General features: G+C 71.3%; 15 protein-coding genes and 1 tRNA gene. 9 read left to right on the top strand and 7 right to left on the bottom strand.

Annotation, left to right across the window (positions count from 1 at the left end):
* Positions 1 to 186 precede the first annotated feature (186 nt).
* Positions 187 to 258 (bottom strand) — tRNA-Lys (locus Ade02nite_RS31820).
* Positions 259 to 389: 131 nt separating this feature from the next.
* On the opposite strand from Ade02nite_RS31820, the gene Ade02nite_RS31815 reads away from it, so the two are divergent.
* The 6 genes from Ade02nite_RS31815 to Ade02nite_RS31790 all read left to right on the top strand — a co-directional run bounded on the left by Ade02nite_RS31815 (position 390) and on the right by Ade02nite_RS31790 (position 4,822).
* Positions 390 to 785: a TetR/AcrR family transcriptional regulator gene (locus tag Ade02nite_RS31815; RefSeq protein WP_203771959.1), complete on the top strand. Its 396-nt coding sequence runs from the start codon at positions 390 to 392 to the stop codon at positions 783 to 785.
* Complete coding sequence (locus Ade02nite_RS31810) at positions 772 to 1,143, top strand: hypothetical protein (RefSeq protein ID WP_203771958.1); 372 nt, start codon at positions 772 to 774, stop codon at positions 1,141 to 1,143. Before Ade02nite_RS31815 ends, Ade02nite_RS31810 begins: the two co-directional genes overlap by 14 nt.
* A 71-nt stretch (positions 1,144 to 1,214) precedes the next feature.
* A complete protein-coding gene (locus Ade02nite_RS31805) occupies positions 1,215 to 1,646 on the top strand; it encodes a hypothetical protein (RefSeq protein ID WP_203771956.1) in 432 nt (143 codons plus the stop codon).
* A 32-nt stretch (positions 1,647 to 1,678) separates the two neighbouring features.
* Positions 1,679 to 3,082, top strand: a complete 1,404-nt coding sequence (gene sthA, locus Ade02nite_RS31800; RefSeq protein ID WP_203771954.1) for a Si-specific NAD(P)(+) transhydrogenase — start codon at positions 1,679 to 1,681, stop codon at positions 3,080 to 3,082.
* Positions 3,083 to 3,324: 242 nt separating this feature from the next.
* Positions 3,325 to 3,945, top strand: coding sequence for a CGNR zinc finger domain-containing protein (locus Ade02nite_RS31795; RefSeq protein WP_239169211.1), 621 nt, complete (start codon positions 3,325 to 3,327; stop codon positions 3,943 to 3,945).
* Positions 3,946 to 4,090: 145 nt separating this feature from the next.
* Entirely contained in the window at positions 4,091 to 4,822 is a 732-nt protein-coding gene (locus Ade02nite_RS31790) for a hypothetical protein (protein WP_203771952.1), read from the top strand.
* A 314-nt stretch (positions 4,823 to 5,136) separates the two neighbouring features.
* Here the strand turns inward: Ade02nite_RS31790 and Ade02nite_RS31785 are convergent, their stop codons facing one another.
* From Ade02nite_RS31785 to Ade02nite_RS31760, 6 genes are all read right to left on the bottom strand, one after another.
* Positions 5,137 to 5,628: a hypothetical protein gene (locus Ade02nite_RS31785; protein WP_203771950.1), complete on the bottom strand. Its 492-nt coding sequence runs from the start codon at positions 5,626 to 5,628 to the stop codon at positions 5,137 to 5,139.
* A gap of 834 nt (positions 5,629 to 6,462) precedes the next feature.
* On the bottom strand, positions 6,463 to 7,194 hold the full coding sequence (locus tag Ade02nite_RS31780) for a dienelactone hydrolase family protein (protein WP_203771948.1): 732 nt from the start codon (positions 7,192 to 7,194) through the stop codon (positions 6,463 to 6,465).
* A gap of 124 nt (positions 7,195 to 7,318) precedes the next feature.
* A complete protein-coding gene (locus tag Ade02nite_RS31775; RefSeq protein ID WP_203771946.1) occupies positions 7,319 to 7,519 on the bottom strand; it encodes a hypothetical protein in 201 nt (66 codons plus the stop codon).
* 46 nt (positions 7,520 to 7,565) lie between these two features.
* Positions 7,566 to 8,204: a response regulator transcription factor gene (locus Ade02nite_RS31770; protein ID WP_203771943.1), complete on the bottom strand. Its 639-nt coding sequence runs from the start codon at positions 8,202 to 8,204 to the stop codon at positions 7,566 to 7,568.
* Positions 8,201 to 9,286 (bottom strand): sensor histidine kinase, encoded by a 1,086-nt coding sequence (locus Ade02nite_RS31765; protein WP_203771941.1) that lies wholly within the window; start codon positions 9,284 to 9,286, stop codon positions 8,201 to 8,203. The genes Ade02nite_RS31770 and Ade02nite_RS31765 overlap by 4 nt, the downstream gene beginning before the upstream one ends.
* The gene (locus Ade02nite_RS31760; RefSeq protein WP_203771939.1) at positions 9,283 to 9,537 is read right to left on the bottom strand and encodes a hypothetical protein; all 255 of its coding nucleotides are present in this window, start codon (positions 9,535 to 9,537) and stop codon (positions 9,283 to 9,285) included. Before Ade02nite_RS31760 ends, Ade02nite_RS31765 begins: the two co-directional genes overlap by 4 nt.
* A 119-nt stretch (positions 9,538 to 9,656) precedes the next feature.
* Here Ade02nite_RS31760 and Ade02nite_RS31755 point away from each other — a divergent pair, with 119 nt between their 5' ends.
* From Ade02nite_RS31755 to Ade02nite_RS31745, 3 genes are all read left to right on the top strand, one after another.
* A complete protein-coding gene (locus tag Ade02nite_RS31755; protein WP_203771937.1) occupies positions 9,657 to 10,874 on the top strand; it encodes a phytase in 1,218 nt (405 codons plus the stop codon).
* A gap of 64 nt (positions 10,875 to 10,938) precedes the next feature.
* Complete coding sequence (locus tag Ade02nite_RS31750) at positions 10,939 to 12,087, top strand: glycosyltransferase family 4 protein (RefSeq protein WP_203771936.1); 1,149 nt, start codon at positions 10,939 to 10,941, stop codon at positions 12,085 to 12,087.
* Positions 12,088 to 12,177: 90 nt separating this feature from the next.
* Positions 12,178 to 13,308, top strand: coding sequence for a glycosyltransferase (locus Ade02nite_RS31745; protein ID WP_203771934.1), 1,131 nt, complete (start codon positions 12,178 to 12,180; stop codon positions 13,306 to 13,308).
* Positions 13,309 to 13,370 lie beyond the last annotated feature (62 nt).

Here is a 13,370-nt window from a genome sequence, read left to right as displayed (position 1 = left end):
ACGCCCGCAGCGCAACCAACGCCCGCAGCGCAACCAACGCCCGCAGCGCAACCAACGCCCGCAGCGCAACCAACGCCCGCAGCGCAACCAACGCAACGCGGGGCGTCCGGGGGCTCGGCCCCCGGAGCAGACATGACGAGTGGTCCCGGCTCGCGCTTTCCGCGAGCAGACTCCACCTACCGCTCGTGGGCCGCCGGGGACTCGAACCCCGAACCTAAGGATTAAAAGTCCTCAGCTCTGCCATTGAGCTAGCGGCCCGCTGATCCATAAGGCTACCGGAGCGATCGCGCGGCGAGCATGCGGCTTTCCCGGTGGCGGCCGGATCGAGGGCCCTCTTTTAAGAACGATCGTTCTTGACTGATCGTTCTTAAAAGAGTTAGCCTCGCAACATGGGACGGCCCAAGGGTTTCGACGAGGAGGCGGCGATCGCCGCCGCCGTCGAGCTGTTCGCTCGGCGCAGCTATGACGGCACGTCCGTGGACGATCTCGTGGGGCAGACCGGCGTGCACCGCGGCAGCCTCTACAAGTCGTTCGGGAGCAAGCGCGGGCTCTATCTCGCCGCGCTTCGCCACTACGTCGACGGGGAGCTGGCCGGCGAGGCGCCGGATCTGCGGTTCCTGTTGCTGGCCGCGGCCGAGCGGGCCGCCGTCGACGACGAGGTGGCGGCCGAGGTGGCGCGCGGCATCCGGCTGCTCGACCGGGCCGCCGGCAGTGAGGAGGCCACGACCGTGGCTTTGGGTTCGAAGATCAGGGCATTGGCGGGGGTGGAACGTGGCAACGGTTGAGATCGAGGGCGACGACCTGGTGGTGCGGGTCGAGGGGCTGGACAAGCTGTGGGCGCTCAAGAGCAGCCTCACGATCCCGCTGCACAACGTGCGCGGGGCCACCAACGACCCCGGCATCGTCGGGGAGCCGAAGGGCGTTCGCACCGCCGGCACGCACATGCCGGGGGTGGTGGTGGCGGGGTCGTTCCGCCGTGAGGGCGAGCGCGTCTTCTGGGACGTGCGCGACCCGGCCAAGGCCGTGGTCATCGAGCTCGCCGACGAGTCGTACGCGCGCCTGGTGGTGCAGGTGGACGACCCGCGGGCGACCGTCGAGCTCGTCGAAAGGGCCGTGACGAGGGCGAAGACACGGAAGGATTAGCCGGTACGGGCGCCGCATTGCCCGCGAACGGCCGCTGGTCGCGGCGTGCCCCGTGGGCCAGTATCGGTGACGTGAACGAGTACGACGCCGGTCAACTGGCCGCGGGGTTCCGCTCCATGACGATGCTGACCGCCCTGGTCGGCCGGGGCGGGCGACCCGCGGCGGTGAGGCCGACCATCGAGCTGCGCGCCGCCGAGAAGCAGTACGGCTGGCTGCCCGTCACCATCAACAACGACGAGCGCGGCGTCGCCGTCGTCACCAACCTGCGGCTTCTGCTCGGCGCTCGCGAGATCCCGCTCTGGGCGATCACCGCCATCCGGCCCGGCGACGCGGTCTGGTCGGTGGCGCTCGAGATCATCGGGTGCGAGGAGCCGCTCGTGCTGAGCGGGCCGTGGGTGCCCTGGATGAGCGTGGTCATCTGCGCCGAGCTGTACGGCACGGCGTGGCCCCCGGCCTATGCCCCCGTCCAGGAGAACAGCAGGGAAAATCTCGTGACGGCGTAGACCGGGACCCCCGGCACTGCGACGCTAGGCGTGTGTACGACTACGACCTGTTGGTGCTGGGCTCCGGGCCCAGCGGGCAGAAGGCCGCCATCGCCGCCTCCAAGCTGGGCCGCCGCGTCGGCATCGTCGACCGCCGCGACATGATCGGCGGGGTCTGCATCAACACCGGCACCGTGCCGTCCAAGACCCTGCGTGAGGCCGTGCTCTACCTGACCGGCCTCAGCCAGCGCGACCTGTACGGCAGCAGCTACCGCGTCAAGGACGAGATCACGGTGAGCGATCTGGCCGCGCGCACCCAGCACGTGATCAGCCGGCAGACCGACGTCATCCGCAACCAGCTCGCCCGCAACCACGTCACCATGATCACGGGTGTGGGCCGGTTCGCCGACGCGCACGCGATCTGGGTCGACGGCGGCAGCGGCCGCGAGAGCAAGGTGAGCGCCGAAAAGATCATCATCGCGGCCGGCACCCGGCCCGCGCGCCCGGACAGCGTCGACTTCGACGACCGGACGATCGTCGACTCGGACGGCGTGATCAACCTCCAGGCGGTGCCGCGCAGCATGGTCGTGGTCGGTGCCGGCGTCATCGGCATGGAGTACGCGTCGCTCTTCGCCGCCCTGGGCACCAAGGTCACCGTGGTCGAGCGCCGCGAGAAGATGCTCGACTTCTGCGACGAGGAGATCGTCGAGTCGCTCAAGTACCACCTGCGGGACCTGAGCGTGACGTTTCGCTTCGGTGAAGAGGTCGCCGCGGTCGAGCGCCACCAGACGGCCGCCCTCTGCGTCCTCAAGAGCGGCAAGAAGATCGCCGCGGACACGGTCATGTACTCGGCGGGCCGCCAGGGCCAGACCGACGACCTGGCGCTGGAGGCGGCGGGCCTGAGCGCCGACCGCCGCGGCCGCATCGAGGTCGACGGCAACTACCGTACGGCGGTCGAGAGCATCTATGCCGTCGGCGACGTGATCGGCTTCCCGGCGCTCGCCTCGACCTCGATGGAGCAGGGCCGCCTCGCCGCCCACCACGCCTGCGGCGAGCCGGCGCGCGAGATGCACGAGCTCCAGCCGATCGGCATCTACACGATCCCCGAGATCAGCTTCGTGGGCGCCACCGAGGAGCAGCTCACCGACAGTTCCACCCCGTTCGAGGTCGGCATAGCCCGCTACCGCGAGCTGGCCCGGGGTCAGATCGTCGGCGACTCGTACGGCATGCTGAAGCTGCTCGTGGCACCGGACACCGGCAAGCTGCTCGGCGTGCACGTCTTCGGCACCGGCGCCACCGAGATCGTGCACATAGGCCAGGCCGTCATGGGCTGCGGCGGCACTGTCGACTACCTGGTCGACGCGGTCTTCAACTATCCGACGCTCTCCGAGGCGTACAAGGTCGCCGCCCTCGACGCGTCCAACAAGATCCGCAACATCACCCGCATCGACGGTTAGTGTCCAGGCGCTCTGTATTTTCGGACTTGTCGGAAGTGCCCCTGCCGAGGAAGGGCACTGTCGTGATCGCGGCGATTGTCCTACGTGGCATCACGTGCTTGCGTGGGTATCGACCAATGTCACCCCGCAGTGTGCCGAATCGTCACAAGTGGACCACCCCTGGCAATGAAAACGCGGTCCCCGCAAGGGGGTCCGCGTCTCGCCGGACGCTGTCGTGAAAAAGAATCAAGTACCCTTCGGCTATGTCATGGATGGCCAGCGCCCGGCACGGTGTCCGGGAGGCCCCCGCCGGTTTGGCTCTTCTTCAGGAGCTGCTCAACACGCGCGCGCCCATGACATATGGAGTGGATCTGCTGCTCGACGCCGACGACGCCCAGCGATGGCTGACCGAGGCGCTGGCCACGTGGTCCCGGGCTTCCGGGCTGCCCGCGCCGACGCTGCTCATCTCGTCGTCCGACCTGCGCTCGCTGCGCCGGCTCCGCTCCACTTTTGAAAACGTGATCCTCGCGGGCGGTTCGCGCGAGCCGGCGGGAGCGCTCCCGCCGGCGGACGTACCGGTGAGCCTGGTGCCCGACGCCGACGGCTGGGTCCGCATCGTCCCCACCGGCCGCGGCGTGCGCTGGCTCGCGTCGGCGCTGTGGGCCGAGGCGCTGCTCGCCCAACAGGCCGGCCTGTGGCCGCGGCTCAAGCTGTGCAACAACGCCGAGTGCCGCGCCGCCTTCTTCGACACGTCCCGCAACAACAGCGGCGTCTGGCACGACGTCAGCACCTGCGGCAACACGGCCAACCTTCGAGCCTTCCGCGAACGCCGCCGCCTCATGGGCGGCAGCGGCGCCATCCCTCCGCGCCCCACGGTCCGCTGACTCCGACGGCGCCCTTCGGCGCCCGTTCCACGGCGACTTCGGCCGGCTCACCTGGATCACCCGCACCGCGGCCGCCCGTTTCCTGGAGGCATGTGCCGGGAACTGGTCGGCGAAGTCCCGTGCTGACCGAGCGGAGGAGTCCCGCGTGCTCGACCGATCGCCGACGCTGCGCCGCCCCCTGCTCACGATGCTCGCCGCCACGACTGCCGTCGCCATCGGCGGATGCGGCTCGACCACCACCTCACCGTCCGCCCCGTCGAGTCAGGCGAGCGACGCCCCGGCCGTCGAGACCTCGGCCGCCCCCTCGTCCTTCGCCCCACGAACGATCCCCGCGACCGCGTTCCTGCAGCTGCCCGAGACCATGCGGCGCGATCACAAGAAGGCAGACGGCTCCGCGGCTGTGCCCCGCCTGTGCGACGGCGAACTGGCAGCCGGCGCCGGCGTGGTGGCGAGCGCGGCCATGATGAACACCTACCAGCAGCCGGACGCCCCCGCCGGCTCCGTGCCGCACGGCCTGCTCTACCAGACCATCCGGTCATACGACGGCGACGAGGCGCATGCCTTCATGCAGCGGGCCCGCGACGGCTTGGCGGACTGCAAGACGTACAAGAGCAACGAGAACACCATTACGGTACGCACGAAGCAGCTCTCCGGCGCCGCCGACGAAGCCCTCACCATCGACCTGGTCCAGCCCCAGCTCGACCTGCCCGGCAACCCCACCGGCGGCGAGCAGACCAACCGCATCGTCGTCATGCGCTTCGGCACGGTGGTCACGATCCTCTTCGACGACGAGTACGAACGAAGCAGCAGCGACCCCAAGCTGGTCGACACCTTCGTCCAGGAGGCCGAGAAGGCAATCCACACCTGGCGCGGCTGAACAACCACGCCGGAAGCCCGCACGCGCGCCGCCTTCTCCTCGCTTGCAGATCCGGGCCACCGAGTGCAGCAATCCGCGCCCGCACCACACGACGCCCCGCCCGCCACGCCCGCGGCCCCGGCGCTACAGAGCCACCCGCCACGCCCGCGGCCCCGGCCCCGGCGCTACAGAGCCGCCCGCCACGCCCGCGGCCCCGGCCCCGGCGCTACAGAGCCACCCCTCGACACCGGACCACGCCCGGGCCAGGCGCCGCACAGCGATCCGCTCCTGATGGCCGTGACCGTGTCGCGCGTTGGCGTGTCGGCCGGCCGCGGTCAGGACTTGCGGCGTAGCAGCATGAGAACCATCGCGACGCTGCCGGCCAGACCGGCAACGGTGATCAGCACGAGGCCGGCACCGACGTCGACCTGCACGGCGTCGCTGAAGGTCTTGCCGATGCCGAACGGATCGTCCGGGCTCGAAGAGAGCGTCTCCCGCATGTCCTTCTCGGTAGACCGCAGATCAACGATCTTCCAAAGACCGATGATCAGCAAAGCCAGCGCACTGGCGATCGCCGCAACGTTGGTCGCGATCGTGGCCACAGCGGGCAACCGCGGCCCCCGGATCCGCAGCCCTGCCCCGGCCGCCAGGACCAGCCCAAGCACCAGAGTGATCCAGCCGTCCGACCCGTCGGTCCCAGAGGCGCTGATCGACCCGAGAATCGGAGCGCTGATCTTCGCCCACGGCAGGAACGACCCCAGGACAGCCACCAGCCCCGCAGCCAGAGCAACCCACCCGACAATCAACGGCCGAGAAGGCTGAGCCACCGCCGGCCCACCACCCGGATAGTGCCCAAACCCTTGAGCCTGCTGGTAGTAGGCCCCAGGCGGATAAGGACCGCCGGGATACGGAGAACCACCCGCCGCCGGCTGCTGCCACCCACCGCCCCCTTGCTGCTGCGGCCCACTCCCCGGCTGCGACCCGGCCGGCGGCTGCTGCCACTGCCCCTCGGACCCCTGTCCTGGCGAGCCCGCCGGCTGCTGCCACTGCCCCTCCGACCCCGGCCCTTGTGAACCCAAGGGCTGCCACTGCCCTTCCGACGCCGGCCCCGAAGAAGCCGACGGCTGCCACTGCCCCTCCGACGCCGGCCCCGGGGAGCCCACCGGCTGCTGCCACTGGGCGTTGGGATCCGATGGCTGCCAGCCTCCCGTCGCCGGCGGCGCCTGCCAAGTGGCGTCCGGCGGCTGCTGATAGAGCGCATCGGCCGGCGGCTGCTGATAGTAGGCCTGTTGATCAGCGCTCCCAGCCGAGTGCTGAGGCATGCCGGCGTCGCCCGGCGGAGCCTGGCCGGGCTGCGGCTGACCGGGCTGCGGCTGACCGGACCAAGGCTCGGCCGGAGGTTCCTGCCAGGGCTGCTGCGGCGGATTCGACACGGCGGAACTCCTCGACGAGTCAGGCTGAGCGGCGACGGCGGTGGGGACGGCAGTGACAGTGGCGACGGCAGTGCAGCGACGGTGGCAATGGCGACGGCAGTGGCAATGGTGGTGCCAGTGGCGATGCGACAGCGGACGCGCGGGCCGCATCACTAACTTGTCGGCATTCGGGGCGCACTTGTGAGGCCGTTCACCGGCCGCCGCCTCTTGGGCCGGTGAACGGCGCGGTCAGCGGCGCGTAAGGAAGGAAATGCCCTCGTAGAGGGCGAGGTCCGTCAGCACCGGATCGTGCCGGGCGCCGATGTCGCGCATGAAGGCGTGCTCGCCGCCGGTGTAGACGTGGAGTTCCAGGTCTTCGAGGCCGGCGGCGTAGAGCGCCGAGATGACCTGGAGGCGGGCGTCGGCGGGCACGTGCGGGTCCTGCGAGCCGAAGACAATCATGAGGCGGCCGTGGATGTCGGCGGCTCGGGGCAGGGAGCCGGCGTCGTCGGCGCCGAGGGCACCGTTCTGCAGGCCGGTCGGGTAGAAGCAGACGGTGGAGAGCACGCGCGGGTCGAAGGCGGCCCGGAAGGCTAGGTGCCCGCCGAGGCAGAAACCGACCGCCGAGAGGGTGGTGACGTCGTCACGGTTCTCGAGGAAGTCGAGGACGGCTTGCCGGTCGGAGTCGAACTGCGCCGTCGTGGTCTCGGCGGCCGCCGCCAGCCCGGCCTGCTTGCCGGCGTCGTCGAACTCCAGGGCCACCCCGGCGACGGCCCCGCGCGGATAGATCTCCGGGACGCACACGACGAAACCCGCCGAGGCCAGCCGCCGGGCCGTCCGCAGCGTCGACTCGGTGAGCTGGAAGATGTCGGTGTAGAGCACCACCCCGGGCAGCGGTTCCGCACCGACCGGCCTGATCACCTTGGACCGGATCTCACAGTCGGGCGCCGGGATCCGCACCTCGTCCTCATGCAGCTTCATGCCGACCGACCCTACTGGCGCGCCTCCCACGCCCCGCCCGCGACGGCTCGCTGTCACGCTCCGGAGTCACGGCACCCATCCACCCGACACGCGCAGACGCCCCGCCGGCCATCGCGTCCCGGCCTCACTGCCGGATCAGCATCGACTGCAAACGGCGGGCCTCCTTCAGCTGTCGGGAACCTCCCTTGCGGTCCGCCATCTCGGCAAGCGCCGGGATCTCCGCCTTTGCGCCTGTCGCACCGGCCACCCGGGTGGTCAGCTCGAACGGATCGGCGAGGCCGCGCGCCGGCTTGGAGAGCAGAGCGGGGAGGGCCGCGGAGAGCACCTCCCACACCGCGGCCGAGGCGCCCGCGTCAGTAGAACCACAATTTCTACGGCAGTCGATGCCGCGCCGCGTAGGAGGCCGCCTCGGTCCGGTTTCGCACGCCGATCTTCGCGAAGGCGTTGTTGATGTGGGTCTTCACGGTGGCCTCGGCGATGTGCAGCTCGGCGGCGATCTCGACGTTGGTGCGTCCCAGCGCGATCCGCCCGAGCACCTCGGCCTCGCGCCGGGTCAGGCCGTCCGGCAGGTCGGCGCGGACGGCGGGCGCGCCCGTGAAGGACCGCGCGACGCGGGCGGCGACGATCGGGTCGAGCAGCGCGTGTCCCGTCACCGCGGCCCGCAGCGCCATGCCGATCTCGGCGCGCCCGGCGTCCTTGGTCAGATAGCCGCGCGCGCCGGCGGCGAGGGCGCCCGCGATCGACTCGTCGTCGGCATACGTGGTCAGCACCACCACCGCGACGCCCGGGTGCCGGTCGCGGAGCTGGGCGGTCGCCGCGATCCCGTCGAGCACCGGCATGCGCAGGTCCATCAGCACCACATCGGGCTCATGCTCGGCGGCCAGGGCGAGCGCCCGCGCACCGTCGGCCGCCAGCCCCACCACCGTCACGTCGGGGAGCAGGTCGAGCAGCGCGGCAAGCCCCTCCCGGACCAGCTGCTGATCGTCGGCCACGACCACCCGTACCGTCATGCCGGCACCTCCGCGACCACCCGCCACACCCCGTCGGCGGCTCCGGCCTCCAAGGTGCCACCGGCGAGCGCGAGCCGTTCCCGCGCTCCCACCAACCCGTATCCGCCCGACGGATCGGAGATGTCGGAATCGTTCGCGATGATCAAGCGAGCTTGAGAACCAGAGAACTCCAGCGAAATGTCCACAGCAACACCGCAAGCGTGCTTGGCGGCATTCGTCAGCGCCTCCCGGGCCGTCCGCACGAGCGCCACCTCGGCGGCCGGCCCGAGCTCACGAGCGCTTCCCCGCGTACAAAAGGAGACCGGAACCCCGTGATCGGCCCGATGCGCCGCAGCGAGATCGGCCAGCGCCCGCGGCAGCGGGGAAACGTCGGCCCGCAGGGCCGCAACGGCGGACCGTGCCTCCGTCAGACCGTCGCGTGCCAGGCTGCGCGCCCTCCGGACCCTGGTCACGGCAGCGGTCACGTCACGCTTCTCCGTCAACTCGGCCTCCGCGACTTCCAGCTGTACGGCGAGAGCACCCAGCGAATGCGCGAGCACATCGTGCAGTTCCCGCGCGATGCGGGCACGCTCGTCCAGGGCGGCCGCGCGGGCCTGCGCCTCATGCGTCTTCGCGCGCTCCTCGGTGCGCAGCCGGTGCTCGCGCCGGTGGAGGCTGAACAGCACCACGATGGCGATCACCGCGCCCTGCACCAGCACCGCCGTGAGACCCCGCCCGGCGATCACCATCACGGCCGGCACGGCGGCGGTGAGGCCGAGAACTGCCCACAACGGCGTCCTCGGCAACATCACAAAGACGAAGAGCGCGGAGAAGAGGAACAGCTGTGCCGTGCCGTCGTCCGAGCTGCCGATCACCGCGGCCGGCACGAGAGCGGCCACCGCGAGCGCGACCCGCGCCGGCCGCGGCCACCGGTGATCGGCGGCCACGAAGACGAACCAGCAGACCAGCGCCGCGACGAGCGGCGCGGTCGCCCGGCCGATCAACGCCCAGATCAGCAGGCCGCTGAGCGCCACCCGGACGATCCACCCCGTCTCCGGATCGTCCGCCCGGGCGAGCGCCGCGACCCGGCGCAGCAGGGTCAAGAGCGTTCCCGCACCAGCTCGAAGATCAGCTCCACCATGAGCAGACGGTAGGCGACGAACGCGAGGCCCACCACCACGAGCACCACCACGATCGCCGCGACGAGCTTGCCGGTCACCCTGCCACCCTCCTTCTCCAGCACACGGTCGACGACGGTCGCGGCGAGCCGTGTCCCCCGGCTGCCCCGCTGGTCCCCGGTGAGCAAATAGCTCGCGGCCCGGACAGCGGGCCTGCGCTGCATGTCCTTGGTCATGCCGAGGACGCTACGGACGAAGCCGGGTGGAACAGGACCACCGGGCGATGGAGATCCGGGTGGAGAAGTTCAACGTCCGTCCACCCGCGGCGTGGACAGATCGAGATAACCTCGGCGCCATGCGCCGTACCGCAGGAATCGTTGTTCTTGTCGCGCTGAGCACAGCCGTCGCGGCACCCGCGCACGCGGCCGGCAAGCCGGCGGGTGACGCGAAGCGTGAGATCACCGCGATCGTCGAGACGCCCGCGCTCTTCGACGACGAGGCGGGTGGTGACGCCGATGCCGACGATCCCGCGATCTGGGTCAACCGCGCCGACCGCTCGCGCAGCCGCGTCATCGGCACCGCCAAGAACGGCGGCCTGCGGGTCTACGACCTGGCCGGCCGCGAGGTGCAGTCGATCCTGCCGCCGGACGGCGGGCGCTTCAACAACGTCGACCTGATCAGCGGCTTCGGCCCGCAGAAGCTCGACCTCGCCGTGGTGACCGACCGCGGCCTCGACCAGCTGCGCGTCTACCGCATCGAGCGGCGCAGCGGCCACCTCACCGACGTGACCGCCGACAACGCGCCGCTGCTCTTCTCGCGCGACCAGGCCGAGGTCGAGACCCAGGCCACGGGGTACGGTCTGGCCACCTACGGCCGGTACGCGGTGGTCAGCCGCCGCCACACCACCCGGCTCGGCATCTTCCGCCTCGAGGAGCAGCGCGGCGGCCGCATCGGCTACCGCGTCACCGACACGCTCGACCTGCCCAAGCAGTTCGCCCTCCCGGACGGCTCGACCTGGTCGCCGTGCCTCGAGCCGGGCGAGGACCCGCAGGTCGAGGGCATGGTCGTCGACGCCGAGGCCGGTGTCCTCTACGCCGCCCAGGAGGACGTGGCCCTCTGGCGCATCCCGCTCGACCGCGACCGGTTCGCCGGCGTCCCGCGCGTCGTCGAAAAGGTCGCCCAGTTCGGCGCGCCCGGCGTCTACGACCCCGAGACCGAGGAGTGCACGCTCGGCGAGACCAAGTTCGGCGGCCGCATCGCCGCCGACGTCGAGGGCACCACCATCTACCCCACCGGCAAGAAGAGCGGCTACCTCGTCGTCTCGAGCCAGGGCGACAGCACGTTCTATGTGTACGATCGCCGCACCAACCGCCCGGTGACCAGCTTCCAGGTGGTCGACGGCCCGCGCACCGACGGTGTGCAGCACTCCGACGGCGCCGCGGTCACCGCCGAGCCGCTGCCCGGCTATCCCCACGGCCTGCTGGTCCTGCACGACGGCGAGAACACGCCCGACGGCGGCCGGGTCAGCACCGACTTCAAGTACGTCGACTGGCGCGCCCTCAAGCTTCGATGAAGGCGTTGACCAGCGTTCGTACGTCGGCCACGGTCCGGACATCGACGGCCCTCATGGTGACTGCATGCGAGTCGCTCTGGTCACGGAGTCGTTCCTCCCCGACGTGAACGGGGTCGCCAACTCGGTGGTGCGCACGGCCGAACACCTGCTGCGCCGCGGCCACGAACCCCTGGTGATCGCCCCGCAGCCGCCGCCCGCGGTCCGCGACGTGCCGGTCACCGTGCCGTACCCCGTGGTGCGGATCCCGTCCCTGCCGATGCCCGGCTATCCCCAGATCCGGCTCGGCCTGCCCACCCCCACGTTGACCGCGGCCATGCGCGCGCACGGCACGCAGGTCGTCCACCTGGCCAGCCCGTTCGTGCTCGGGGCCTGGGGCATGGCGGCCGCCCGCACGCTCAAGCTGCCCACGGTCGCCGTCTACCAGACGGATGTGGCCGCCTACGCCCGCGCCTACAAGGTCGGTATGACGGAGGGTGCCGCCTGGCGCTGGATCCGCACCGTCCACAACCTCGCCTCGCGCACCCTGGTGCCGTCGACCGAGTCGGCCGCGGCCCTCACCGCGCACGGCGTCGAACGGGTGCACCTCTGGCGCCGCGGCGTCGACGACGAGCTCTTCCACCCGGCACGTCGCAGCGCCGGCATCCGCCGCGCCCTGGCCCCGAACGGCGAGCTCGTGGTCGGCTTCGTCGGTCGCCTGGCCGTCGAGAAGCAGATCGACCTGCTCGCCGACGTGAGCCACCTGCCCGGCGTACGCCTCGTGATCGTCGGTGACGGCCCGGCGTCGCCGCAGCTGCGCAAGGCCCTCCCCGCCGCGACGTTCTTGGGGGTACGCCGGGGAGCACAGCTCGCGCGGCTCTACGCCAGCTTCGACGTCTTCGCGCACACCGGTCCGTATGAGACGTTCGGCCAGGCCGTGCAGGAGGCGATGGCCAGCGGCCTGCCGGTGGTCGCCCCGCACGCCGGCGGCCCGGTGGATCTGGTCGACCACGGCCGCACGGGCTTCCTGGTCCCGCCTTTCCGATCCAAGGGCTTCACCGACGCGGTACGGACGTTGGCCGCCGACCCGGCGATGCGCGCCGCCTTCGGTGCGGCCGCGCGCCAGGCCATCGAGGGCCGCAGTTGGTACGCCGTCGGCGAGGAACTGCTGGCCCACTACGACGCCGCCCGCACGCTGGGCCTGTTCCACCGCAGGGCGGCCGTGGCGGCCGCCTGACCGCCGCTCTGTCAGCTGATTCACAACCACCGTTGAGACCATGGGCGTCGCCCGCGAACAACGCACTGAGCCGGGAAGGTCAGCCACCGAGTGAGAATCGTCCGGGTTGCCAACTTCGTCATGCCCCGCTCCGGCGGCCTCCGCACGGCCCTGCGCCACCTCGGCGCCGGCTACCGCGCCGCCGGCCACGACCCGGTCCTGATCATCCCTGGCCCCGCCCACTCCGACGAGGACACCGACCAGGGCCGCGTGATCACCTTGCCCGGCCCGCTGGTGCCCCGCATGGGCGGCTACCGCCTGCTGCTCGACCGCGCACGGTTGAGCTCGACGCTGAAGTCGCTGAGCCCGGACCGCATCGAGGTCTCCGATCGCCTCACGCTGCGCTGGCTGGGCCGCTGGGCCCGGCGCCACGACGTCCGGTCGATGATGGTCTCCCACGAGTCCCTGGCCGGCCTGCTGCGCCTGTTCGGCCCGGCACCCGCCCGCCGCCTCGGCGACCTGCTCAACGCCCGCACCGCCGCCGACCACGACCAGATCGTCTGCACCACGGCGTGGGCGGCCGCCGAGTTCGAGCGCCTGGGCGTCCCCAACCTCACGCGTGTCCCGCTGGGCGTGGACCTCGACCGCTTCACCCCCGCCAACCGCAATCCCGGGCTGCGCTCCCGCTGGTCGGCCCCCGACGACGTGCTGCTGCTGCACTGCGGCCGCCTCTCACCCGAGAAGAAGCCCCGCCGTTCCCTGGAGGCCCTGCACCACCTGCGCAAGGCGGGCGTCCCCGCGGTCCTCCTGGTGGCCGGCGCCGGCCCGCTCCGCTCGGCCCTCCAGTCGGAGGCCGCCGACCGCAACCTCCCGGTCCGCTTCCTGGGCCACATCACCGATCCCGCCGAGCTCGCCGCCCTCCTGGCCACCGTCGACGTGGCCATCGCTCCCGGCCCGATCGAGACGTTCGGCCTGGCCGCCTTGGAGACCCTGGCCAGCGGTACGCCGGTAGTGGTCAGCTCCGAAAGCGCCCTCCCCGAGGTCATCGGCTCCGCCGGCGTGGCCGCCCCCGGCGAGGGCCCCGCCTACGCGGAAGCCGTCCAGACCTTGCTGGCCCGCCCCGAAGCCACCCGCCGAGCCGCGGCACGCACCCAGGCCGAACGCTTCCCGTGGCATGCCTCGGTAGCCGGCTTCCTCGACGCGCACCAGGCCACCGTCGCGGCCCCCGCCGGCCCACTCTGAAACAGATAAGGGGTGCACTCCTCGCGGAGTACACCCCTTAAAGATCCCCAAATGACAGTAGG

The organism is Paractinoplanes deccanensis (genome assembly GCF_016862115.1).
In the GTDB taxonomy this organism is placed as follows: domain Bacteria; phylum Actinomycetota; class Actinomycetes; order Mycobacteriales; family Micromonosporaceae; genus Actinoplanes; species Actinoplanes deccanensis.
This window is presented reverse-complemented; position numbering and strand designations above follow the sequence as displayed.

Bases quoted from the DNA above. Each gene is read 5' to 3' on its own strand.
- Ade02nite_RS31750 (WP_203771936.1), top strand. From the start codon at position 10,939: ATGCGAGTCGCTCTGGTCACGGAGTCGTTCCTCCCCGACGTGAACGGG.
- Ade02nite_RS31795 (WP_239169211.1), top strand. From the start codon at position 3,325: ATGTCATGGATGGCCAGCGCCCGGCACGGTGTCCGGGAGGCCCCCGCC.
- Ade02nite_RS31755 (WP_203771937.1), top strand. From the start codon at position 9,657: ATGCGCCGTACCGCAGGAATCGTTGTTCTTGTCGCGCTGAGCACAGCC.
- Ade02nite_RS31770 (WP_203771943.1), bottom strand. From the start codon at position 8,204: ATGACGGTACGGGTGGTCGTGGCCGACGATCAGCAGCTGGTCCGGGAG.
- Ade02nite_RS31760 (WP_203771939.1), bottom strand. From the start codon at position 9,537: ATGACCAAGGACATGCAGCGCAGGCCCGCTGTCCGGGCCGCGAGCTAT.
- Ade02nite_RS31780 (WP_203771948.1), bottom strand. From the start codon at position 7,194: ATGAAGCTGCATGAGGACGAGGTGCGGATCCCGGCGCCCGACTGTGAG.
- Ade02nite_RS31815 (WP_203771959.1), top strand. From the start codon at position 390: ATGGGACGGCCCAAGGGTTTCGACGAGGAGGCGGCGATCGCCGCCGCC.